The 24,654-nt window shown below is 46.9% G+C and carries 19 protein-coding genes; 5 read left to right on the top strand and 14 right to left on the bottom strand.

Features of this window, described 5'->3' with window-relative positions:
* Positions 1–102 precede the first annotated feature (102 nt).
* On the top strand, positions 103–933 hold the full coding sequence (locus tag GQF01_RS18735) for an AraC family transcriptional regulator (protein ID WP_161408278.1): 831 nt from the start codon (positions 103–105) through the stop codon (positions 931–933).
* 50 nt (positions 934–983) lie between these two features.
* Here GQF01_RS18735 and GQF01_RS18730 read toward each other — a convergent pair whose 3' ends face one another.
* The 4 genes from GQF01_RS18730 to GQF01_RS18715 form a co-directional block, all read right to left on the bottom strand.
* On the bottom strand, positions 984–1,889 hold the full coding sequence (locus GQF01_RS18730) for an S-layer homology domain-containing protein (RefSeq protein WP_328803485.1): 906 nt from the start codon (positions 1,887–1,889) through the stop codon (positions 984–986).
* Positions 1,890–2,392: 503 nt separating this feature from the next.
* Complete coding sequence (locus GQF01_RS18725) at positions 2,393–3,247, bottom strand: SDR family oxidoreductase (protein ID WP_161408277.1); 855 nt, start codon at positions 3,245–3,247, stop codon at positions 2,393–2,395.
* Between the two features lie 2 nt (positions 3,248–3,249).
* The gene (gene uxuA, locus GQF01_RS18720) at positions 3,250–4,332 is read right to left on the bottom strand and encodes a mannonate dehydratase (protein ID WP_161408276.1); all 1,083 of its coding nucleotides are present in this window, start codon (positions 4,330–4,332) and stop codon (positions 3,250–3,252) included.
* A 24-nt stretch (positions 4,333–4,356) separates the two neighbouring features.
* Complete coding sequence (locus GQF01_RS18715; protein ID WP_161408534.1) at positions 4,357–5,013, bottom strand: GntR family transcriptional regulator; 657 nt, start codon at positions 5,011–5,013, stop codon at positions 4,357–4,359.
* A gap of 219 nt (positions 5,014–5,232) precedes the next feature.
* Here GQF01_RS18715 and pdxR point away from each other — a divergent pair, with 219 nt between their 5' ends.
* The gene (pdxR, locus tag GQF01_RS18710; RefSeq protein WP_161408275.1) at positions 5,233–6,666 is read left to right on the top strand and encodes a MocR-like pyridoxine biosynthesis transcription factor PdxR; all 1,434 of its coding nucleotides are present in this window, start codon (positions 5,233–5,235) and stop codon (positions 6,664–6,666) included.
* Between the two features lie 734 nt (positions 6,667–7,400).
* On the opposite strand, the gene GQF01_RS18705 is transcribed toward pdxR, so the two are convergent.
* On the bottom strand, positions 7,401–7,619 hold the full coding sequence (locus GQF01_RS18705; RefSeq protein WP_161408274.1) for a hypothetical protein: 219 nt from the start codon (positions 7,617–7,619) through the stop codon (positions 7,401–7,403).
* Between the two features lie 229 nt (positions 7,620–7,848).
* Here GQF01_RS18705 and rfbF point away from each other — a divergent pair, with 229 nt between their 5' ends.
* Positions 7,849–8,619: a glucose-1-phosphate cytidylyltransferase gene (gene rfbF / locus GQF01_RS18700; RefSeq protein ID WP_161408273.1), complete on the top strand. Its 771-nt coding sequence runs from the start codon at positions 7,849–7,851 to the stop codon at positions 8,617–8,619.
* Positions 8,620–8,664: 45 nt separating this feature from the next.
* Positions 8,665–9,684: a glycosyltransferase family 2 protein gene (locus GQF01_RS18695; RefSeq protein WP_161408272.1), complete on the top strand. Its 1,020-nt coding sequence runs from the start codon at positions 8,665–8,667 to the stop codon at positions 9,682–9,684.
* 186 nt (positions 9,685–9,870) lie between these two features.
* Here GQF01_RS18695 and GQF01_RS18690 read toward each other — a convergent pair whose 3' ends face one another.
* From GQF01_RS18690 to rfbG, 5 genes are read right to left on the bottom strand one after another with little or no spacing between them, the layout of a single operon-like run.
* Positions 9,871–11,001 (bottom strand): DegT/DnrJ/EryC1/StrS family aminotransferase, encoded by a 1,131-nt coding sequence (locus GQF01_RS18690; RefSeq protein WP_161408271.1) that lies wholly within the window; start codon positions 10,999–11,001, stop codon positions 9,871–9,873.
* Positions 10,992–11,696, bottom strand: a complete 705-nt coding sequence (locus GQF01_RS18685; protein WP_202556498.1) for a GNAT family N-acetyltransferase — start codon at positions 11,694–11,696, stop codon at positions 10,992–10,994. Before GQF01_RS18685 ends, GQF01_RS18690 begins: the two co-directional genes overlap by 10 nt.
* Before the next feature lie 7 nt (positions 11,697–11,703).
* Complete coding sequence (locus GQF01_RS18680; protein ID WP_161408269.1) at positions 11,704–12,714, bottom strand: glycosyltransferase family 2 protein; 1,011 nt, start codon at positions 12,712–12,714, stop codon at positions 11,704–11,706.
* 1 nt (position 12,715) lies between these two features.
* The gene (gene rfbC, locus GQF01_RS18675; protein WP_202556496.1) at positions 12,716–13,261 is read right to left on the bottom strand and encodes a dTDP-4-dehydrorhamnose 3,5-epimerase; all 546 of its coding nucleotides are present in this window, start codon (positions 13,259–13,261) and stop codon (positions 12,716–12,718) included.
* The gene (gene rfbG / locus GQF01_RS18670; RefSeq protein ID WP_161408267.1) at positions 13,251–14,366 is read right to left on the bottom strand and encodes a CDP-glucose 4,6-dehydratase; all 1,116 of its coding nucleotides are present in this window, start codon (positions 14,364–14,366) and stop codon (positions 13,251–13,253) included. The genes rfbC and rfbG overlap by 11 nt, the downstream gene beginning before the upstream one ends.
* Before the next feature lie 202 nt (positions 14,367–14,568).
* Here rfbG and GQF01_RS18665 point away from each other — a divergent pair, with 202 nt between their 5' ends.
* Positions 14,569–15,036, top strand: coding sequence for a hypothetical protein (locus GQF01_RS18665; protein ID WP_161408266.1), 468 nt, complete (start codon positions 14,569–14,571; stop codon positions 15,034–15,036).
* Between the two features lie 88 nt (positions 15,037–15,124).
* Here GQF01_RS18665 and ppdK read toward each other — a convergent pair whose 3' ends face one another.
* From ppdK to GQF01_RS18645, 4 genes are all read right to left on the bottom strand, one after another.
* On the bottom strand, positions 15,125–17,815 hold the full coding sequence (ppdK, locus tag GQF01_RS18660; protein WP_161408265.1) for a pyruvate, phosphate dikinase: 2,691 nt from the start codon (positions 17,813–17,815) through the stop codon (positions 15,125–15,127).
* Positions 17,812–17,973, bottom strand: a complete 162-nt coding sequence (locus GQF01_RS18655) for a GapA-binding peptide SR1P (protein ID WP_161408264.1) — start codon at positions 17,971–17,973, stop codon at positions 17,812–17,814. The genes ppdK and GQF01_RS18655 overlap by 4 nt, the downstream gene beginning before the upstream one ends.
* A 2-nt stretch (positions 17,974–17,975) precedes the next feature.
* Positions 17,976–19,025 (bottom strand): type I glyceraldehyde-3-phosphate dehydrogenase, encoded by a 1,050-nt coding sequence (gene gap / locus GQF01_RS18650; RefSeq protein ID WP_161408263.1) that lies wholly within the window; start codon positions 19,023–19,025, stop codon positions 17,976–17,978.
* Between the two features lie 1,141 nt (positions 19,026–20,166).
* Positions 20,167–24,615: an endo-alpha-N-acetylgalactosaminidase family protein gene (locus GQF01_RS18645; RefSeq protein ID WP_161408262.1), complete on the bottom strand. Its 4,449-nt coding sequence runs from the start codon at positions 24,613–24,615 to the stop codon at positions 20,167–20,169.
* Positions 24,616–24,654: the final 39 nt, after the last annotated feature.

The following is a 24,654-nucleotide window of genomic DNA, read 5'->3' as shown; positions in this document are numbered from 1 at the left end:
GTGATTGTTCCAATTAATACTTATATGCTAAGCTAATTTAAATGAACAATCGATTCTGAGAGCTGCTGCAAACCTATTCATTCTTGCAAAAGGGGATGACCAATGAGCACTTTATTCCTGAAGCGTCCGGTCTTGGAAGGCGCGATGGCTTTTCATCGCAAAGCTGGTGAAAGCTGTCATTTCCCTCTTCATCGTCATGAGGCCATGATGGAGATTCTTTTTGTAGCCGAAGGAGAAGCGGACTATTGGATTGACGGTAAGCATTATGAGGCGCGAGCTGGGGATATGGTCTTATTTCATCCGCTTGTTTGGCATGAGGAGCGATCGCGCGTGGAAGCCCCGTTTTCCTTTTATTACGCTGGATTTCATACGCTGCAGTTGGCAGGATTGCCAGAACATTGCCTACTCGAAAGCAACGAGCTGCCTGTGTTCTCTGTGCGTACAAATGATGAGCGGATACACCGTCTCTTTCATGACCTTTGTGAGGAGGTGAGCGAAGGCTGGTCCGAGACGTTAAGTTCCGCTGATTTGCTGTTAGAACTGCTCCTTCTGGAAGTGCACCGAACGAAGCAGCATGCATCAGCCAAAACAGCACGCTTGTCCACGCAAGCCGCTGTATCGAAGGCAAGAAGATACATCGAAGAGCGGTATCATGAATCACCTACGATCAAACAAATTGCCGACCACGTTTACCTAAGCCCATCGCATCTTAGTCATTTATTTCGTGACACCTATGGAGAGAGCCCGATTCAATTTGCTATTCGCCAGCGCATCCACGCAGCCCGTCGATATTTGAGCACAACCGAGTTCTCGGTGGAGCAGATTGCGGGGTTAGTCGGATATGAAAGTGCCACGGCATTTCACAATTTGTTTAAAAAAGCGACCGGCCACGCCCCAGGAACGTACCGGAAACTCAGTTCCCCCGACAGCTAATTCGGAATAAAAAAAGGTGCTTCTCTCATAATGAGGAAGCACCTTTGTTCTTATTTTGCAGCTGGCTCAGCTACCGCTTTGTATTTGGAAGAGATATACGTTACCGCTTTTGGCTCCGTAATCACTTCAGCATTCATGGAGTCTGGTTGCGGATCAACTAGTTTGTAAGAAACGACTGCATTGCCGTCTGCTCCAAATTGGATGCCAGTAATCTCAATGCTATAACCTGCAGTTGGTTTAGATTCGCGAGACAACGTCACTTTGTTAACATCGTCGGAAACTTTTTCAACATTCACGGCAACCGTTTCTGTTGGTGCTGGAACTTGTGTATGTGCGTCCAATACTTTGCTTGCGTTATAAACCCAAGTTGCTGCTTCACCGCGAGTAATTTCTGCTTTCGGGCTTAGCTTGCCATTGTTGTCAAGCGCGGCAATTTTGTACGCGAGCATACGTTGCAGAGCACCTTGATACTCCGGAGTAATTTGGTCAGCATCCTTAACGTCTGCTGGTTTGATGTTAATCATCGGGAAATTGCCTTTTTTCTCAAGAGCATTCATTAACAACGCCCCGAATTGCTCACGCGTAATGCTAGCATTCGGATTCACATCTTTCGGAAGATCGACGCCATTGTAATGAGCGATGATGAACGCCTCAGCATACCATGAGTCATTTCCGATGTTTGTGTAGAAATCAGAAGCGAGCGGCTGCTTAACGAAACGGAGCAAGTCGATGTTCAGATCCAAACCTTTTACAATGATTTGTACGGACTGTGCATAGCTGATTTTTCCTTTTGGAGCAAAATGTTCATGATCTACGCCACTAACAACGCCACGATCACGCAGTGCGTTAATTGCCTCGGCTTGTCCGCTTTCAACATCCGAGAAGGCGAATGCGGTATTAAATGATAGTGCTCCTAATAGGACAGTCGACAATGCTGCTGTAGCTAATTTTTTCACAGTAACTATTCTCCCTTTAACAAGTTATTTTTTATTACCCTTTCGAGTTAACTACTAAACGGAGCTGTTTCAAAAAAGGTTGCACATGTTTGAATTTTTTTTGAAAATCACCAATTCGACGAACAATAGACCATAGACGTTAGCATGCTTCCAGCCCTCATTGGACGAAATCCATTGAGAACGTCGTGCAGACGTTTTCATTCCTCTTTTCGTTGGATGAAATCCAACCTGGTCGGCTAAAAAGGCCCTGAACCCCTACAAAATTCATCACTTCGTTGGATTTTGTCCAACTAGAATAGCATTTAAGCGTCAGAAATCGCATGTTCGTTGGCATTCGTCCAATGAGTTTGCTTCTCCTCATGCGCTTCCCCTCATCGCCCCCGAACAAAAACCAGTTGAAATACACTCTCCAACCCCGCAATTTTATTACCTCTTGCACAAAAAAGCTGCCGTTTTCACGGCAACCCTTTCGTAAAATAAGCTTTTTCAATACGCAGTCATTCTTAAACGCCTGAGTACGCCATGAATCCGCCATCCACAGGAATGGTGGCACCGGTTACGAAGCCAGACATATTAGGGTCTGTCAACCAAAGCAGCGTGCCGAGCAGGTCCTCCGGTTTCCCGAATCGACGCATCGGCGTGTGGGTAATAATTTTGTGCGAACGATCCGTGAGCGTTCCGTCTTCCTTCAGCAGCAGCTTCTCATTCTGCTTCGTCAAGAAGAACCCCGGCGCGATCGCGTTGACGCGAATGCCGCTCTCCGCTAAGTGCACAGCTAACCACTGCGTGAAGTTATCGATGGCGGCTTTCGCAGCGCTGTAAGCCGGAACTTTCGTCATCGGCGAAGGCGCGCTCATCGACGAAATATTGATGACGGTAGCGTCTTGTCTGCCGATCATTTGCTTCGTGAAAATCTGCGTCGGAATCAACGTTCCGACAAAGTTCAAGTCAAGCACATTGCGGAAGCCTGGCACGCTAAGATCGTAGAAGGTCTGAATGTCCGGATTCGCCAAGTCTTCCAGCTTGAACGTTTCGTTCGTCGTATTCGCACTGGCATGATTGCCTCCGGCGCCATTGATCAGAATATCGCACGGTCCAAGCTGCTCCAGGATCGCTTCTGCCGCTTGTGTTACACTCTCCGCATCCGTTACGTCGCAAGACAATGCGATGGCTTCACCGCCTGCTGCGGTAATCTCAGCGACAACCTCCTGCCCTTTCTCTACGGTACGGTTGAGAATGGCGATTCGCCCGCCTTGACGCGCGAGCTCCAGGGCCATAACCCGGCAGAGTACGCCGGCTCCACCTGTAATAACGACAACTTTACCTTGCAAGGCTGGAAAATTCGTAATGCCTTTCATGTCTAGTCCCCCATTCTTCCTGTTTGTAATTTCCTGCGGTTTGCGTCCCACAATCCCCACAAATACATAATGCCAAGTGCACGATCATACAAGCCGTAACCAGGTCTGCATTGTTCGTCCCAAATATGTCGTCCATGATCCGGACGGCAGAAGCCTTCATAATCATTCTCATGCAGCGCGTTCACAATTCCAGCAATATCTACTGTGCCGTCTGTTGTCCGGTGCGAAGTTTCAATGAAATCACCATTGTCATACACACGAACATTGCGAATATGAGCAAACGGAATTCGATCAGCGAACTCATTCACGATAGCGACAATATCGTTCGCCGGATTCGCGCCGAGCGATCCACTGCACATCGTCAGTCCGTTGTAGGGACTATCTACTAGTCCTAGGAAACGGCGAATATTGGCTTGACCCGTAATAATGCGCGGTAGTCCAAAGATAGGCCAAGGCGGGTCATCCGGATGGATCGCCATTCGAATATCATATTTTGCTGCGAAAGGAATGATGGCTTCAAGAAAATATTTGGCGTTGTCAAAAAGCTGCTCCTCTGACACATCCCGGTAGGCATCGAATAGTTCAGTCAAACGACCTAGACGCTCCGGCTCCCAGCCCGGCATTGTGAAATTCGGGTTGGCGTTAATCCGCTGCACCTGTTCTTCCAAGTTCAGATGGGCGACTTTTTCTTTTTCATAAAATAGCGCGGTAGATCCATCTTCCAATTCCTTATGTAGGTCCGTACGCACCCAGTCAAATACAGGCATGAAGTTATAACAAATGACTTTCACGCCAACCTCAGCCAGCTTCACAATTGTCTTCTTATAATTGTCAATGTAGCTATCTCTGCTAGGCAGTCCGAGCTTGATATCCTCATGAATGTTAACGCTTTCGACGACCTTCATATGAAGGCCAGCCTTATCAGCGGCTTCTTTGACCTGCAAGATTTTATCCATCGGCCACTCTTCACCAGCCGGAACATCGTGGAGCGCCCAAACAATGCCCTCTACACCTGGAATTTGCTTAATTTGCTCCAGTGTTACTGTATCATTGCCTTCGCCAAACCAACGAAATACCATTTTCATCGTGTTGCCGCCTCCTGCCATTGCTTATTTGAAATACGTCGGAAATTTCTCCTTCAATACGGTTTGATCCGCAATCGTAAGGTGAAGATGTGTGTTCATCACTTGCTCAGCTTTGCTGGCTTCGTGATGTTCAATCGCATCCACCATCTGTTCATGCTGCTCATACAGCTCATCCCATCGATGATCCGCGGCCAATCTGAGCATGCGCGTCCGGTTCAGATGAACATTCACTTGCTGGATGATTGCCCAAGTATTCAGCTTTTTGCATCCTTCAAAGATTGTCCGGTGGAAAGCTTCATCCAATTCAAACATCTTCTTATAATCCTTCTCTCGCATAGAAACTTGCTGATAAGCGAGATTAGATCGGAGCTGCTGCATCGCATCTGCGGGGAAACTCGCACACGCTAAGGTAATAACAGCCCGCTCCAGCTGTTCCCGAATAAAGCGCGCTTCTTCCACACGCTCCAGATCGATAAGGGAAACAACCGTACCGCGCTGCGGGTAAATATCAAGTAAACCTTCTTGTGATAACTGCGCGAAGCTCTCACGCACCGGTGTTCGGCTCACGCCAAATTGTACAGAGATTTCCTTCTCCGAAATCCCTGTGCCCGGCAGCAAATCCAGCATAAGAATTTGCTCCTTAAGAGCATGGTAAACGGCATCGCGTGTCGTGCTAATCATTGGTTTGATATACAAAGTTGTGATTCACCCCCCAGATCCAATTGTTATTACCATACTACCATACAAGTATGGTAGTGCGAAAGAGGGTTCTTCATGTTCATCATTTTGGAACATTCTAGGATAACTTGGCATGATGCTCCTCACACCTGAGATGCTATAATTGGTTTGCAATATTTTCTCCAACTAGGAAATACTTAAAGTGAAGGTGTTGACACCGAGATGTGGAAGCCAGATCGATCCGTTAAGAAGCCAATCTATCAGCAAATTGCTGATTATATAGAACGTAGAATAACCTTCGGGGAATTCCCGCCAGGAAGCTCGCTGCCTTCCGAAAGAAAGTTAGCCGACAGCCTGGGAGTGAACCGAAGTACCGTAATCCTTGCTTATGAAGAGCTGCGTGCTTCCGGCATTATTGAAAGCGCCAAAGGAAGCGGCACAAGGGTAACTAGACATAAATGGGGAATTACGCCGAAACAAACTCCCAATTGGAAAACGTATGTGGAAGGCGGCACCTTCCTGCCGAATTTGCCTTTTATCCGGCGAATTCGCGAAGAGCTGCGGATAGCTCCGGGGGCCATCGACTTTGCAAGCGGCGAGCTGTCGACCGATTTATTTCCGAATGACATCATCCGCGAGCTCTTGCAAACAAAGTCTTTCCAAGAGGATCTCGGCTATGATGACCCACAAGGGTATTCCCCGCTCAGGGAAACCCTCGTTCGCTTTCTTGAGACGCAGCTGCATATCCAGAGCACGGAATCCTCCATTCTTATTACTTCCGGCTCGCAGCAGTCACTTTATCTGATTACGCAATGCCTGCTGAGTCCCGGTGACGCGGTTGCCATCGAGGATCCCTCCTACTGCTATTCGTTACCAATGTTTCAGTCGGCAGGCCTTCGGCTGTTCCGTTTGCCCGTCGATGACGAGGGTATGAATCCGGATGATATTATCGCCTTGCATCGGCAGCATCGCATTCGCATGTTATTTCTTAATCCTAACTTTCAAAATCCAACCGGAAGCGTCTTATCTCTTGAACGCAAAACTCGCTTGCTCAGCATTGCGTCAGAGCTTGGCATCCCGATTGTCGAGGATGATCCGTTCACGTTAACATCTTTTGAAGGGACTCCGCCGCCCACTTTAAAATCGCTGGATAAAACCGGCAATGTCTTATACATTGGCTCTTTATCCAAAATTGCCGCCTCCGGCTTACGCATTGGCTGGTTAATCGCTCCTCAAGCGGTAGTCAGCCGCTTAACGGATGCGCGGCAGCAAATGGATTTTGGCTTAAGCCGCATCCCTCAGTGGGTTGCTAACCACTTTATTGCGGGTGGCCATTTCGAAAATCAAATTCATCTTTTGCGTAAAAGTTTAAAGCTTAAGCGCGATAGCCTGATGTCGGGTTTGCACGACATCATGGGCGACTCGGTTTCCTTCATGGAGCCGCAGGGCGGACTGAATATTTGGTGTAAATTCAATCGCGAGGTCGATGACTTCAAGCTGCTCGATGAAGCGATCAAACGTGGCGTGTTATTCGTGCCGGGCAGTGTTTACGGGTCTGATCAAGGCCATATGCGAGTCAGCTTCGCAAGACCTCGTCAGGACGAGATTCGTCAGGGGCTAGCTCAGCTATATGAGGCACTGCAAGAACATAAATAAGCCTGACGGATCAAACTCCAGCAGGCTCCAGTGTCAGCTACTTTACAAGTGCAGAGCTGCTAATTGTGGTATGCGAGCGGTCGAGGGATTGGTGGAGTGCGGATTGGTGTGGTATGCAGCCTTGCTTACGGACTGAGGCGACCTTATGCGGCGAATAACCGGTCGTCTGAGATTCTAACGGACACCAATGCCGCTATTCACATAAATAGTAGGAAAATTGGCTAGTTTTTTGAGCAATAGCGGCTCTGGAGCCCATTAGATACTGAATAGAGGCAATTTACCTGTAATAGGCGCTATGGGGTCCGTTAGCGAAAACGAGCACGGTGGCATGCGAGCGTTGATGGGCTACGGGTCTGTCATAACCCTATGCGAGAGCGGCCGCCTCAGGCAGAGCTAATCAAGACCTCGCCCAGCGTACGAATCGTTTCAAACTTCGCACAGGAAGGATTCGTCAAGCCCATTCGTCGCAATTATCCGGAAAAACTACCGCTAATTTCCACACAAATGATGGCTTTTAGGGAAATAGCAGTAGAAACTCCATCTATCTCTATGGTAACTGCCTCAATCTGGTAAGAACACTGAAATTAGCAGTGGAAATTCCAGTTAATTTCCATATATCTCCTCATTTCCAGAAAATAGCGGGAGTAATCGGCGTTAATTGTGGGCGAGTCGGTAAAGAGCCAACAATAAAAAAACCGCAACTTTGCCATCATGCAGCAAAGATGCGGTTATTCCTATTGGATTAAATACCAAATATAAGCCACCAACGCTAGTAAACCTGCTACGATCGACACCACATAAAAGGAAGTAAGACGCGCCCATTTTATCCCTGTCTTCTGAAAGTACGTAGTGTCGCCTTCCCTGTTTTTACGAGAAAAGCCGATCATAAAGGTTGTAACCAATCCAAATAACAAAATAAGCGAGAATATCGCATAGTAGATGTACATGTTCATAGTGATTACCCCATTTTATATAGATTAGATGCCCTGTTGTCCTCATTATAACGAAAAGTGGTCTTACTTTCATCCTCCACTTTGGTACTTTTTCAACCATCCAATTTCATTATTCGTTAAATGTACACCCATTTATACATATCTATTTATAGTTGTCTCTGTCAAATCAACGAGATTTACATATGATATAGTAAGCTAGTTTTTAGAAACATAGAAAGGAGGAATGAGGATGAAAGTCGTAATTCTAGCTGGCGGACTTGGCACCAGATTTCGTGAAGAAACCCATTCCAAGCCAAAACCTATGATTCTCATCGGTGATAAGCCCATTCTGTGGCATATTATGAAAATCTACTCATTTTATGGCTTTAATGAGTTTATTATATGTCTAGGATATAAAGGCCACGTCATTAAAGATTTTTTTGCCACCTATCCCATGCATGCAGCTGATGTAACGATTGACTTGCAAACGAACACCACGCAGTATCTTACATCGCCAACAGAACCATGGAAAATTACACTTGTGCACACTGGCGATGAGACCATGACAGGCGGACGCATTAAGCGTATTCAGAAATATATTGGCGATGAGCCTTTCCTCTTAACGTACGGGGACGGACTGACCAACGCGAACATTCCCGAAGTCGTGAAGTTTCATCAGGATCACGGTAAATTTGCAACACTGACTGCAGTTCAGCCTACGGCTAGATTTGGTTCGCTCATTTTCGGGAATGGCACAGAAATCACCAAGTTTCAAGAAAAGCCGAAAGGTGAAGGCGGCTGGATCAACGGCGGATTCTTTGTCTTGCAGCCTCAGGTTTTCGATTATATTGACGGTGACCCTACCCATTTCGAAAAGGAGCCCTTGGAGCAGCTAGCTACCTCTGGGCAACTCCATGCGTATAAACATGATGACTTCTGGTACGCCATGGACACGCTTCGCGATCAACAGCAATTGCAGAAACTTTGGGACTCAGGACAAGCTCCATGGAAAATTTGGTAATTCACTGCAGCACCAGCTACTAGCCGGTGAAAAAGGAGGAGTACGATGACGCCACTTGTAAGTATATTGCTGCCGACCTTTGATCGTCCACAGTTTCTGGAGCAAGCATTAGTCAGCGCACTAAACCAAACTTATCCCCACATTGAAATTATCATTTGCGATAATAGCCAAAATGATGCAACCGAGCAAGTGGTTAATTCGTACTTGACCTCACCAAGCGGCAGCAAAATCAGATATGTAAGAAACAATACGAACATCGGGCCTACAGCCAACCAGCAGAAGTGTTTCCGACTCGCAAAAGGCGAGTATATCAACTACTTAATGGATGACGACTTGTTTCATCCGAGAAAAATCGAGCTCATGCTTCCTTACTTGATGGATAACCCCAAAATTGGACTCGTCACCTCGTTGAAACAACTTATTAACCATTTCGGGGAACCCATTCGAATTTCTAATGCTCCCCCTTTTAAACTATCTACGATAAAAAAGCCTGCCATGCGCGGGCAAACCTTAATTCAAAGTATGCTGACTGACACCAAAAACTACATTGGCGAGCCGACTACGGTGCTTTTTAGAAAAGCCGATCTGCTTGAGCCATTTGGCACTTTCGGTGGAAAACAAGCGCATAACAACGTCGATGTTGCCTCCTGGATTGCTTTGCTTGTCAAGAAAGATGCCGTCTTTCTGCAAGAACCCTTGAGCTCATTTCGCAAACATCCTACCCAATTAACCAACACACTTTTGTCGCGGATGGGGTGTCAGTGCGATTGGATAGATGCTACCCTTTTGGCAAAAAAACAGCAAATCTTTGACGACTCTTCCACGTTTGTCAAAATCGTAAACAGATTGGGAAAAACAGTGATGGACAATTTCCCCAAGTGGAATGAAGCCACGAATAGCTTATATCTAGACGAATTACTGGAAAGAGTTCGTCAACTTGCGGTCGCAAGCGAGAAAACGAAGAAACTATCCTCTCTCGCCAAGGATCTGAAGAAACTTACGCTGCAGCTTGAAAAATCAAAGAAAACCAGTATCCTAATAAGCGAGACTTGCGATGCGATATAAGAATCATCCGTTGCCATAGAAACAGTCCTGCTGATCTGATCAGCAGGACTGTTTCTATGTGCAGGCAAGCGAGCTTCTACCAAAAGCAAAAAATAGACCGCTTTTGCACAATGCACAAAGCATTCGGTCTATTTTCACATTATTATCTAGCTGTAAGGAAGCATTTCCTTCACACAACTGGCTCCATTAAGGAGCATAAGATTGCACGCTCTCAAGGACATATGCGACCTCTTCATCCGTTAAATCAGGGAACAGTGGGAGAGTAACAAGCTCGCGCCAAAGCGTATCTGCTACGGGTGTTTCGGCTTTATAAGGCACAAAGAGCGGGTGCATGGTCAGCGGCATATAATGCACACCAGTCGCCACCCCATTTTTCTTCATATGCAGAATAAACTGCTCTCTCTCCTTCACGCGAACAACAAATGCCCAATACGAAGAGTCGTTCAAGTTGTAGGGGATTGCTGGTTGAACAAGGTTGCTGCCCGCAAGTCCGACTACGTACTGACGAATAATCTCTTCTCTTCGGCGGTTCATCGTATCGAGCTTAGCCAACTGAACGAGCCCGATGGAGGCCATGAGATCATTCATATTGTATTTGTAGCCAACGTCAGATATTTCATAATACCAGCTGTTCGCATCAGCATGATAGGATGCATTCTCTTCGTAACGCTCCCAAGTATCTTTATTAATCCCGACCCAGCGCGAGTGGCGCAAAGGCCGCAGCAGTTCAGGGTCGTTCGACGAAATCATCCCGCCATCACCGGTTGTCATGCATTTTTTCTCCTCAAAACTAAAGCATCCAATGTCGCCCCAAGTCCCAAGGGCCTTCCCCAAATATTTCCCTCCTGCCGAGTGTGCCGTATCTTCAATAACCTTTAAGCCACGCGCCCTAGCCCATGGCATCAACTGATCCATAGGGACAGGATGACCCATGAAATGAACAGGAATGACCGCTACGCAATCAGAATCATATTTCCGCTCGAGATCTTCCATGCTGATGCCAAAGGTCGTTTCATCCACATCCACAAACACTGGAACCAGCCCGTTATACAGCACAGCCATGGCTGTTGCTGCAAATGTGACGACTGGAACCAGCACCTTTTTACCTTGAGGGAATTTAAAAGCAGATAGAGCAAGGTGCAGCGCTGCCGTGCAGGAATTGACGCCTACTGACTCCGCGGTGCCGATATAGTCGCTCCATTTTTTCTCAAACTCGCCTACTCGAGGACCTAGTCCAAGCCATGCTTTACTAAATACTTGCTTAATGCTTTCCAGTTCGTCATTGCCAACAGATGGCTTGAATAGCCTTATGTCCACGATTTCCCCTCCCCATTTTCGAGTTCAATCATTTGGCCGAATCTGCTCACAAAGGCTGCCCGGGTAACCACCATAGTAACCATTTCCCGTTCAGGCTCACCTGTCAGTTGACCCTCAGCGGCTACCCAGCGAATGACATCGCCTACAACTTCTTTGCGCAGTGGTGTCCGCTCCACTTCCACAGCTCCTAGAGTCTCATAAATATGAATCGCGCGGGCATTATCCGAAAGCACATTCAAGTACCCTTTCTGTAAGCCTAACTCGCGTAAACTCCATGCCCCTAAAGTCAGCAGTGCATGCAAAACAATATTGCCATAACGACCTTTGCGGCCTCTTAGCAAATTATCATATTCGCAAGTATGGGCCACTTCATCATAGTGCATTAAACCAATCTGGCCGATTGGCGTCTGCTCCTCATCCTCTAAAATAAATAATATCCGGTCATCTACTTCAAGAATCTGATGTTGTGCCCATGCCCTTGTACCTTCCTCATTCGCTGGGAATTGTGTGGCAAACCACTGGCCGGCGGCAAGTCTCCATTCCATTAGCGATTTGATGACTTCTTCATTCTCGATGGAATCTATCGTTAGCGGCTTAAGTTGACCGAGCACCTTGCCATCGACGATGATGGGCAAACAATACGACGAGATTTGCTCGCTTCGCGCTTGTTTATATTCCCGCAGAATCGATTTCACCAAAGATTCACCCTTTCTTTTTCACATTCGTTTGTTTGATCAATTTATTGATAGTTTTTTGAAGTTCTGTAGGATTGAATGACTGATTTGGTTTTTGAATTGGCTTTTGAATCGACTTTTGGCTCGTTTTCTTGTTCGGACCTTCAAGCAGTTTCTGATTAATTTGCTCAAGTGTCTGCTGGTTCGTCTTCTGATTGTTAGACGGTTTTTTCTTCCCTAGCTGTTTCTCAAGTTCTTTGATCTGTTCCGGTGTCGCATAGCCTTGGTTGAGAGCAAAAAATTTAAATGTTTCGACATCCATTAGGGCAACTTCTTTGGCCATCTCGTGCTGCGACAGCTGCTCCGTGTGGTACCGCAAGTAGCTTAGCGGCTGAACCATGTAGACGCCTTTCCCTTTACTTAACAAACTTAGCCAACTCGCCATGTCCACAGCAAAATAGGCCTGTCTGCCCAGCAATACGCCAAAGGGCTCCGTCAGAGCTTTTCTTCGAAACAGAACCGTTGTCGGCTCGCCCAAATAATTAATTCGGTCTTCAAGTATCCTCTTTGTCAGCACTCGGCCGTCGACAATCGTATCTTTCATGTACAATTGTTTAAACGTTCCAAATGGCGGAACATACAGCTGACGGCCTGCAGCGTTAATCACTCTTCGCTGCGATGTGACCATCGTGACATCGGGATACTGGATTAAGTAAGCCATCATTTTTTCTATTTTTTGCAGGTGAAACAAGTCATCGTCCATAAGATAATTAATAAACTCACCATTTGCTAAATTTAAGCTCTGCTGCTGATTCCCGATTGGACCCAAGTTTTGAGGGTTTTTGTAATATTTGATCTTTGTTCCGCCTGGCATCATTTGATATTTCTGGACGACTAACTCCGTCAAATCGTTGTCACTGTTATCGCTAACGATAATTTCAATATTGTCATACGTCTGGTTAAATGCACTCTGCAGCGCTTGTTCGAAATAATGAGGCCTGTTGTAGGTTGGTATTAGAATACTAACAAGTGGATTCATCTCAATCTCTCCTTTTCAATGTATCTAACGATTGAAGCACCTGATCCTTAGCCGAAATAATCGGCTGATCGACGGGCCATGGAATTTGAAGGGAAGCATCATTCCATATAATCCCGCCTTCATGCGCTGGTGAATAAACATTGTCTACCTTATAAACAACCTCGCAATTGTCCGTTAAGGTACAAAAACCATGCGCGAAACCGGGAGAAATATAAACCATTGCATAATTCTCCTCTGTGAGCACCCTGCTTTCATAGCAGCCAAAGGTCGGGGAGTCTTGGCGTACATCTACAAACACATCTAAGATCGCTCCTCTGCTGACCCATATAAGTTTGGTTTCTGCATGAGGTTCACGTTGAAAATGAAGCCCCCGAATCGTACCTTTCTGTTTGGAAAAAGAGCGATTTTCTTGCACCCAATTGCGGTGAAGGCCATGCGCCCTCATGATATTTACATCATACAGTCGGGTAAAATAACCCCGATGATCGGTATTGGGAGCTAATGTGATGTCATAAATGCCCTGGAGATTACCGGGTTTAATGATCATGAGATTCACTTCCCTCTACATATTCCTGTATTTGTTTGTTGCAAAGCTCCCTGCAGTCTCCGAGTTGGTCGTAGGTTTTGACCCATTCAATCGATTTGGAAATCGCCATATCGAGATTCCAGCGAGGTGACCATCCTAGTAAAGTACGGGATTTCGTGCAATCTAATCGCAATACATGCGCCTCATGCGGATGCTCATCTGAATCGATCTGATAGGCGGCCTGATCTCCCCATTTGCTGCATAAGCTGCTCACTACTTGCTCCACTGAAATCGTATCTTCCTCATTGGGGCCAAAATTCCACGCCTCAGCATATTGCTTGTCTTCATAAATGTGTTGTGCCAGCAGTAAGTAACCATGCAGAGGCTCAAGCACATGCTGCCAAGGACGAACCGCTTGCGGATATCTGAGCTTAACCGGCTTCCCTTGAAGAATAGCCTTGAAGCAATCGGGAATCAGCCGATCTTCGGCCCAATCTCCACCGCCAATCACGTTGCCGGCTCTCACCGATGCAAGCGCAACAGGTTCGCTCCACTCGCTTTCTTCCTTTTCATAAATTTGTCGATAGCTGGTTACAATCAACTCCGTTAAAGCTTTGCTGTTCGAGTAGGGATCGCCCCCGCCCAAACGATCTGTTTCACGGTACCCTCTCTCCTCATCCAATTGCGAGTATACCTTATCTGTTGAAACATGGATGACGGCTTGGATTGGCACACTGCTTTTCTTAGCTTGACGTACAGCCTCTAGCAAATTAATCGTTCCCATCGTATTAATCTCATAGGTTTCTATGGGATTTAAATAAGAAGCTCGAACCAGAGGTTGAGCTGCCAAATGAAACACGATGTCCGGAGCTGCTTCTATGATGGCTTCAGTTAATGACGGCATGTCGCGAATATCAGCGATGTAAGACGTTACCATTTCCTTCATTCGGCAAAGCTCAAACAAACTCGGTTCCGTCGGCGGCTGTAAGGAATATCCGGTCACGTTAGCTCCCATGCCTTGCAGCCATAAGCTTAACCAAGTTCCTTTGAACCCTGTATGACCTGTGACAAATACGTTCTTGCCTTTCCAGAAATCGGCGTTAATCCGAATCCGGTTATCTGGCATGTTTGTCCCTCCTCTCAATTCGGTCATCTTGATAGAGAAACAGATTCTAGTGAATGTTTTTCATATCAAAATATCGTATGTTTACTAGAGCAAACCCGAAAGAGGCAAAAATCTAGTCTATGAAAATAAAAATAATAAGCTATCATCCAATCACATCTGCATTTACTTACATACGATAGATACTAGAGAGGAGGGATAGCAGATGAGTCTTTTAGAAAAACTTGAAGAGATGCTTAAACAGCTTCCAGGTGGAGTAACAGAAGGTCCTGTTGGCGCTGTATTACAAAAACTTGGCGAAGTCCAAGCCGCTATGGACGCAAACATGGATAGCCCAAGCTCCCAATGGCTTAGCCAGCTTCAAGCCGAACTTGGCAAATTGAACTTAGGTGAAGGCACGATGACAGAAGTACAAAACTTTCTTGATCAATTCAAAAGTATTGCTGGTACAAACGTTCTTTCCGGAGCATCCATTCCCGCAGTACTTGAAGCCGTTCGTCAATTTGTAGCACAAATTAATGTAACAAACCCAACACCAGAATCGATTACAGCAAACTTAGCAGCACTTCGCGGACTTGCTTCTCAAATTCAAGCTATTCTGCTTGGTCAAATGAGCGCATTAAACTTGAACCAAGACACAATCGCAAACTTATTGAAACAAATTAAACTCTAGTAAGTAATAAAAAAGAGACCATCCCAAGTAGATTTATCTACGAAGGATGGTCTTTTTTTGTTTGTCTGCTAGGTAATCCCCATCTAGGTCATATCGCTTTAGCGACACCACTTGCTCCAGACTCGCCATACAAAAGAAACGCCTGCGCAGCGGCTATCCGAGCTAAAGGAATTCGGTACGGCGAGCAGCTGACATAATCTAATCCGATCCGATGACAGAAAAATATCGACTCCCTGTCTCCGCCATGCTCCCCGCAAATGCCTGTTTTTAACGACGGCTTCACTAGACGGCCTGCATTCACCGCTAGTTCAATTAATTGACCGACGCCTTCGGTGTCGAGCACCTGAAACGGATTATGCGGCAGCAGCTTGTGATTGACATAATGGGTCAGAAACTTCCCTTCCGCATCATCACGGCTGTAGCCAAACGTCATCTGCGTCAAATCATTCGTGCCGAATGAGAAGAAATCGGCGTGTGCTGCGATCTGACCTGCCGTTAAAGCGGCTCGCGGCACCTCAATCATCGTCCCTACTTTGTAAGGACATTCGCGTAATTTGTCTTTCCCCAGCACCTGCTGCGCAACGAAGTCAACGAGTTCTCTTAGAATCTTCAGTTCGCTTACATGGCCGACAAGCGGAATCATGATTTCGGGATGCACCTGGACACCTGCGTCAATACATTTGGCAGCTGCGCGGAAAATGGCCTCAATCTGCATATCGTAAATCTCTGGATACACGATTCCTAGTCGGCAGCCCCGCTGTCCCAGCATGGGGTTCGCTTCATGCAGCGCTTGCACTTTACGGAGCATGCTTGCGACCTCAGCTTTTTCCTTGATAGAACCTTCACTTTCACGTTCATACGTCAGCTGGGCATACCTTTTCTGCAAATCATCAAGGTTAGGCAGAAACTCATGCAGCGGTGGATCAAGCAGGCGAATCGTTACCGGGAAGCCTTCCATCTGCTCAAAAATCCCCTCGAAATCAGACTGCTGCATGGGTAGCAGCTGGGCTAGCGCCTTCATGCGCTCTTCCTTGTCTTCAGCAAGGATCATACGCTGAACGACAGGCAGACGAGCCGGAGAGAAAAACATATGCTCCGTACGGCATAACCCAATGCCTTCTGCCCCAAGCCCTCTTGCGATACCGGCATCGTGCGGATTATCCGCATTCGCGAACACCTTCAGCGTCCGAATCTCATCCGCCCACTTCAGAACAACGAGCAGTTCATCCGTCATTCGCGCTTCAAGTAAGGGCATGGCCCCCGTAATGACGCGACCCGTTGCCCCATCCAATGTGATCCATTCCCCTTCTTCGAGGAGCCTGCTCTGCGCAAACATGCGCTTCTCTTCTGCCTCGATTCGAATCTCCTCACAGCCGCACACGCAAGGCTTCCCCATCCCTCTAGCGACTACTGCCGCATGACTCGTCATCCCGCCCCGGCTTGTAAGAACGCCCTCAGCAGCGATAACGCCATGAATATCCTCCGGTGTTGTTTCCGTTCTGGCGAGAATGACTGTCCTGCCGGCCTTCACCCATTCTTCCGCTGTATCAGCATCAAAAACAAGCTGTCCAACCGCAGCGCCAGGTGAAGCAGGAAGTCCCTGCGCCAACACCTCGCTAACAGATGCTTCGTCAATCCCTCTATGGAGCAGTTGATCCAGATGCAGCACTTCAATTCGGCTGACAGCATCCTGCTTTGTCAATACGCCTTCATGAACCAAATCAACAACAATCTTCAGCGCAGCTTGGGCATTTCTTTTCCCGCTTCGCGTTTGAAGCAGGTACAACTTATTATTTTCCACCGTAAATTCGATGTCCTGCATATCCCTGTAATGCTTCTCAAGCTGTTTGGAGGCGTCTAACAGCTGCTCATAAATAGCGGGCATTTCCTCCTGAAGCGCAGCAATGGCCAGCGGAGTTCGGATCCCAGCGACCACATCTTCCCCTTGTGCATTAATTAAATATTCACCAAAGAACGTGTTCTCTCCCGTTGATGGATTTCTCGTAAACACAACACCAGTCCCGCAATTGCCACCCATATTGCCAAAAACCATGCTCTGAACATTGACAGCCGTCCCCTGATCATCTGGAATTCGATTCATTTTACGATAAATTTGAGCTCTAGCATTGTTCCACGATTTGAAAACAGCTTCAATCGCCAGCTTCAACTGCTCGTAAACATTTTGCGGAAAGGGGCGACCTGTTTTGCTCAAAATACACGCCTTATACGCCTCAATTAGCTCCTTCCAACCGTCAGCTGTTACCTCCTGATCCTGGTGCACGCCTCCATTCACTTTCAAGCGATGCAGCAAGGTCTCGAAATGACTTGACTCAATACCAAGTACGACGCTGCCAAACATTTGCAATAAGCGCCGGTAACAGTCGTAGGCAAACTTTTCGTTGTTTGTAAGCGCCGCCAGTCCTTGCACTGTTTTATCATTCAAACCTAGGTTCAATATGGTATCCATCATACCCGGCATCGAGCTTACCGAGCCGGAACGCACAGAAACAAGCAGCGGATGATCGGCATCACCAAACGTCTGACCCTTCTGTTTCTCTAACTGATTCAGCGATTCTTCGATTTGCTCAAGCAGTGCGTCCGAAAGCCGATTCCCCTTTTCAAAAAAAGCTAAGCATGCTTCCGTCGTTATCGTAAAGCCAGGAGGAACGGGAAAGCCAGCACGCGTCATCTCCGCAAGATTGGCCCCCTTTCCACCGAGATGAGCTATCATTGAAGCATCTCCCTCTTGAAAGGGGATCACCTGTTTCTGTGTCGTCATTCTGCTGCCTCCTTCTTGTTTTCTTTGCATGCGCATGCTTGGCACACCACATAAAACTTTTTGTAACCGTCTGTAGGCAGCGTTGCGAGTACTTCATTACACGATTTACAAATAATAAGACCAAGGTCATTTTGCCCCGCAGCTATCTCCGTTTCCATTGTTACAAGGATTGGATGAGACATGACATTCCCTCCTTTGTTAGCGTGCTTTCTGCACGAGAGATATAGGCTACTGCGTCTACAACCCTGCTAGCGTAGCCCCATTCATTGTCATACCAGGCCAAAAGCTTAATTTGATCATCCTTCGTCATAATCGTAAGACCGTCTATAATAGCGGATTTCTCATTACCGATGTAATCTGCAGATACAAGAGGCAGTTCATTGTAGTCTACAAAGACCCCCATGGGTCCGGCCACTGCCTGTTTCAGGGCTAGTTTTACTTCTTCGATGTGTACGCTGTGGCCAACCACTACTTGAAGATCCAGCAGTGAAACATCTTGTGTCGGCACACGAACCGAAACACCTTGCAGATGTTCAGCGAGATGCGGCAGCACATCAACCAATGCTTTTCCTACACCCGTTGAAGTCGGAATAATGGCATTCGTGCAAGATCGGGCACGGCGTAAATCTTTATGCGGATTGTCTAGATGGTTCTGATCGTTCGTGAACGCATGCACCGTTGTCATCCATCCCATTTTGACCTGAAAAGCCTGATCTAAAAGGTGCAAGATCGGCGCTACACAGTTTGTTGTACAAGAGGCCGCAGAAATCAAATGGTGCTGCAATGGATCGTATTTACCTTCGTTGACCCCCATGACCATCGTCAGATCCATGTTTGTCCCTGGAGCCGTAATGAGAACTTTCTTGGCACCTGCGAATAAATGCCTCTCAGCTCCATGCCGATGGTTAAACTTCCCCGTGGCATCAATAACCATTTCAACACCTAATTCTCTCCACGGCAGCAAATCTGGCTCTCTTTCGCAAATAACGCGAATCAAATGTTCGTTAATTTTCAGCATGTTATCTGAAGCAACCTCGATTGCGGCATCCCAAGTGCCGTGCACGGAATCGTACTTCAACAAATGGGCTAACACATGAATGGGACAAGTTGAGTTTATTACTGCTATGTGGAAATCCTGCTGCGAACTAGTCAAAGCTTTTCTTAAGACGAGCCTTCCTATTCTGCCAGTACCGCTGAGTCCAACTCGCATCTCTATCCCCTCATCTCATTTAGTATGTCATAAATGTATCATAAGCTCATTTAATACACAATATATATTTGCGTATTCTTATTAAAAGAGGCTATTACGCGTATTATAAAAATTTTATTTTTATTTATGACGTCATATATAAAAGAATTAGTAGCGGATCCAATGACCTACCGCAACCGAATCTTGCCAGAGATCGGAAGCGAAAACTAGCATTTGTACACGGCCCAAAGTGCCGACTCGTTCCATCACCCACGAGGAAAAACAATCTTCGCGGTCTGGCAACGCCTGTTATCACTTAACATCAAATTGCGATATCAACTGCATATAGAGCAACCACATATAGCAACTACATCTAGAGCAAACAGATATAGCAACTACATTTAGCGATCACATTCTATGTTGTACTTTGTGCAACCTTTTGCCTGTAATTAGGCCTCTGTGCGACTCTATGTTGTACTTTGTGCAACCATTTGAGCACTAAACCGCTCATATCTCACCTTTTCGCAGCAAATGGTTGTATATTGTGCAACGAAAGACCGCATTCGCGCTCAACCCACATCATTATGTTGTATAAAGTGCAACATAAGCCTTCATATTTAACTCCGACTCCAACTCCAACTTCGACTTTACTGCCCAGACGTTCACTTCGTCGCCTCATCTCGTCACACCATTTACTACTCATCACCCATTCTCACCCCATCACACCATTTATCACTCCTCACCCACTCTCATCTCATCACACCATTTATCACTCCTCACCCACTCTCATCTCGTCACACCATTTATCACTTTTCACCTACTCTGATCCCATCACGCCATTTATCACTCATCACCCATTCTCATCCCGTCACACCATTTACTACTCATCCCCTCACTCCCATCATTTAAACTTTAACGGGAAAATGTACCGCTAATTTGTTCATAACCGCCGCCATCGAACCATTAAATGGAAATTCTCCTGCTAATTCCTCAAGTTTCGTCAGAAATGAGGCAAATCGACTGAATTAACTCCACAATTTCCAGTTATTTCATCAAAGTCTCACTCCGCGCCATTTTTAACAGTAGAAATTCCAGTTAATCCTCCAGCACAAAATACCGCCAGGATGGAGTTCCATCCTAGCGGTATTTTGTGTTCCTTTAGCTATTCAATAATCTGACTAGCCACTTTCACAAGATCGTCTAGATCGATTTTGTTATCACCAGTAACGTCGGCTTTCTTCACAAGATTCCAATCCGAGCTACTCGAATCTTTGCCATAGTTGGCAGCGATCATCGCAAGGTCGCCAATCGACACTTTGTTATCGCCATTGATATCGCCCGGCGTGCCAGGAGGAGGTGTTGTGATGGAAACACTGGCCGATCCAAGTGTTGTACTTGTCTCGTGCCCCTGTGCATCCCCAAGTACCGCCGCTTCAACGGCTAGTCGAGCTGTTGCTGGCAGCACAATATCTTTTGCTTTAAAGGTCAGCTCAAGCACATCGCCGCTGCCGATTATTGCATGCCCAGCACCTTCGCTCGCAACGATGAAGCGAACTTTGCCAGGCGTTGCTTCCGATTTGGATACCAAGCTGATACCCGTTTGAGCTGGTTTGGCTGAAACAAATTCCATCAGCGAAGGATCGTAAGCAATCGTCAAATCCTGCGCGTAAACCGCGTCGGTAACATCGGATAAGCCTACACGTACCGTAAGCGTTTGACCTGTTAGCACTGAAGTAGGTGCAAGTAACGTAGTCGCTGGTACAGTCACCAATTTCGTGACTGTAACTTGTGCCGTTGCATGGAAATTGCCATCGGCTGTTGTCGCTGTAATGGCAGCACTGCCTGTTTTTAAGCCAGTAACAACCGCCTTACCGTCAACAACTTCAACCTTTGCAATCGATTCATCACTGCTGGACCAAGTCACATTCTTGTTCGTCGCATTCTCAGGCTGCACCATTGCCTTCAACTCTACGGTACCGCCTTCAGCGAGCGATACAGCCGTCTTGTCGAGCACTACGCCAGTCACCGCATGTACGGTCTCATCGGTCACGCGAATGTTATCAACTACAAGCTGGCCTCCGAGCTCGGCACTACTGCTATCTGCACCTTTCACGATAGCGAGGTAAGCATTCTTGGCATTGTCTGTCATGAACGTCAAGTCAACTGTACTTGCTCCCGCTGGCAGCGTTTTGGTTGCCAGATCACGCACGGTGCCGTTATCATTCACACGAACGGCAACGGTGTACTGATTAGCCACATCCGCTTTGGCCTGCATTGTCAAATGGTACTTTTGATTCGTGTCCAGACGCAGTGTCTGCGGCAGTGTGCGCAGCCATTCTCCCGCTCCGCCTTCATTCGTTTTCAACGAGAAGTTGCCATCCAGTACATAGGATTTCACTTGATTATCGCCTTTTTCGACCATATGTGTCTGCACATTGCCTGCCTTCCCATATACAAAAGGCCCCCAGGCTTCATCGACATTCTCGAAATCTTCATTAAGAACAGCCCCTGCTTGATCGGTTTTCCCCGGATTCTCCCATATCCGTACATCGTCGAAGGAAACCTGTGCGGCCCCTGGCGCTACGTTAAGAGCAAGGGTTGCTGTATCGCTTACCGCGTCAAAATCCACTTCGATGCGTTGGAAATTCGTATTGTAATATTTGTGCTGCGGAGCGAAATATTTCAGCTTCGTATCCTCCAAATAGTTGGACACTTCCTTGTCGCCTTGTTTCACGCTGATCGACGACTTGCGATCCGTTCCATATACATTCACCCAAACGGATACGCTGTAGGTTTTGCCAGGTTCAAGTCCTGTGATCACCTGCTCAACCTTGGCATCCTCAGGCCCTTTTACTTCCAGATAATCGTCAGCGTTGTTATTTTTCTTGAAACTGATGTGATCTGTTGTTCCAGCGGAAGATGATTTGTTCCAAGTTTCCCACTTGTGGCTGTCAAAGCCCGGATCTTTGACCGGACTGCCATCGCCCCAAATTGTTTCCGCCTCTTGCGCCGCTGCTGTTTTGTAAAGCACATAACCGACATTAGCATCGGCCATCAGTGTCACTTGCCCGTTCGTTACGTTCACGTCCGCAACGAACTGACGATCTGTATCCGTAAGCTTATACAGCTTCGCAGTTTGTACGCCGCTCCATGACGCAGGGAGTTTCCATGTCGTGCTGCCGCCAGCTGGATTCCAGTGGTAAATCTTATCTTCTTTCACTGGATCCCAAGGGATGAAGATCGTGCTGTTACTGATATCGCTGGAATCCGTCATAATCGCGATATCATTGCCGTCTTTGCTCAGATGAATTTTCCCATCTCCAGAACGTGCAACCGATACGTTGCCTTCAAAATCGACGCGATCGTTCGTCATTTTCATAATCGGGAAATGCTGCATGTACTTCGTCGGTAAGTTCTGGTTAAAGAACGTCTTCGTCACTTCTTGATAGCTGTAGAATTGGGAGTTAGGCTGCCAATAACCGACACCGGACTGCTTATTTCCTTTCAGAAGCGCATCGCTCATGAAGCCGTCCACATTCGTGTTGCGAATGAACCTGACGATTTTACTGTCATCGCCTTGATTCGGATACCCTGGATCTGTTCCCCAGTGAACCCATGAGGCTTGTTCTTGCAGCGGGCCTGCAAATTCCGTGCCGAGCATCCAGCCGTTGCCGTTAATATAATCGGCCAGCTTCTTCGCGTTCCAGCCTGCTCCTGTGTAGACGTCGACATACACGAAATCCAAATTGTTACCCGTATCTGCTTTCAGCATATCCAAGCGACGTTTCAATTCCCCGGACTCAATGTCTTTGCGTTGGTCAACATAGTATGCTTGATCGAGCCATCCCCACCCTTTGCTCAGCGGTGCAATCATGTTCGCCATTTTCGTTTGGAAGGCGTCCAAATGGTACTCCGTGGCATTAATGTGTACGCCGCCCTTAATGTTATACTTCTTGCCTTCTGTCAGGAAGTAGTTGAAATCATCCTTCCCGCCTTGGCGAATACCGATGTGCCCGCCGTAATCCGGATGCGAATCGTCGTGTCCTTCCGCTTGATAGCCCTTCTGCAGCACAATTTGGCCAAACTCGTCGGTCAAATGCGCAATTTTCTTGGCGTGGTCAAGCGAACGCAGAAACGGCATAGCCGTTGTTGCAATGTTCATGCTAATCCATGAAATGTTATCTTTAATCATGTCGCTTCCGTAAGGCATATCGGAGTGGCTGCGGTACACGATGGCGCCGTCCTGCCAGTCGAGAACACCGTCATTATTCGCATCCGGCGTAATGATCACTTTCGACCATGGGAGTGCTTCTGGAGCTGGTGCAACCATGCTTTCACGGTACGTCCAAGCGCCGTTAGCCAGCGCAGCAACTTTCTCGCCAGGAGCTGCATCCGATACACTAGTGCGTACTTTATCGTTCCCATTGATGACATTATTGACAATCGTTGCCGCCAGTTTATCGGAATTGACGAAGCCGAATGTACGGCCGCTTGGATTCAAGTTTTGCGCTCCGTTTTTCAGATCATTGTATTCCTCAAATATTTTATTCCACTCTCCGGTAAACCAGGCTGCCGTCTCCTGAGCTTTTGGCTGCGTTGAAGATACGGAGACTAGACTATGGTTCGGGAATTCAATGGTTTTCACTTTGGTCGAACCGTTTTCTTGAATTTCGGTGAACTTCATATCGAGCGTATTGTCGACCACTTCCATTTTCACCTTCATTTGCACGGCCAACTCTTCCACATTCAGCGTGTAGATCACGCTGTTACCCACTTTTTCTGCCGTCGTCTTCGGCCAATATTCTTCTCCATTGATTTTCACAGCGTAAAGATAATTTTTCTGCCCGTTCATGACAGCGCCGGTTGCTTTCCATACGTAGTTGTCTACACGGGGGAACGTACTATCCAACTCAGCTTTCAGCGTACCCGATTCCGATACAAAGTTAACGGCATTCGGGTCCGGTTTAGGCGGCGTAGGCTTCGTATAAGGGGTTACCTTCGTATCATCAAGGTACATCGTTTTACTGTCGAACCATGTTCTCATGCCGATTTTACCTGGTGCTGAAGGCATATCTCCGACGGTTGCAGCAGCAACCTTTTCTCCGTCGATCCATAAAATAATATCCGAGTCCACGTATCTCAGCTTAATATCATAGGTTTGGTTCGTCGACATCGTTTTGGAGGCAATTGTACCGTAGGATTCCGCACCATTTTTATAGTAATAGTAGAGCCAACTGCCATTGTCATAGACAACACCAGCAAAATTATTCACATCAACATACCGGAACAAAAACCCATAACGTCCTTGCCCGCTCTCGACCTTCAGCTTGGTTTCCAGCTCGGCATTCTGATAGGAGGGCGAGTTATCGTCCACCATCAAAGTTACCCCTGATGTAACAACTTTGAGCATATTGTTGACTACGCTAAAAGTCGCGTTCCCTGCGGCTTTCTTCCAACCGCCAACCTGACCGTTATTGTAATCCTGGAAATAAGCATCTCCATCGGCAGCTAATGCGGTACCTGCTGGGACTGCTGCATACATTTGAAGAGCTGTAAGTAAGGCTAAAGAAACCGTAATGCTTTTTTTCAACTTGGAACTACTGGATTTCATACAACCATTCACCCTCCCTGATTAGGTTCCCCTGTTTCT

The organism is Paenibacillus silvestris (genome assembly GCF_009882985.1).
In the GTDB taxonomy this organism is placed as follows: domain Bacteria; phylum Bacillota; class Bacilli; order Paenibacillales; family NBRC-103111; genus Paenibacillus_E; species Paenibacillus_E silvestris.
The sequence above is the reverse complement of the archived record's forward strand: the minus strand, read 5'-3'. Positions and strand labels throughout refer to the sequence as shown.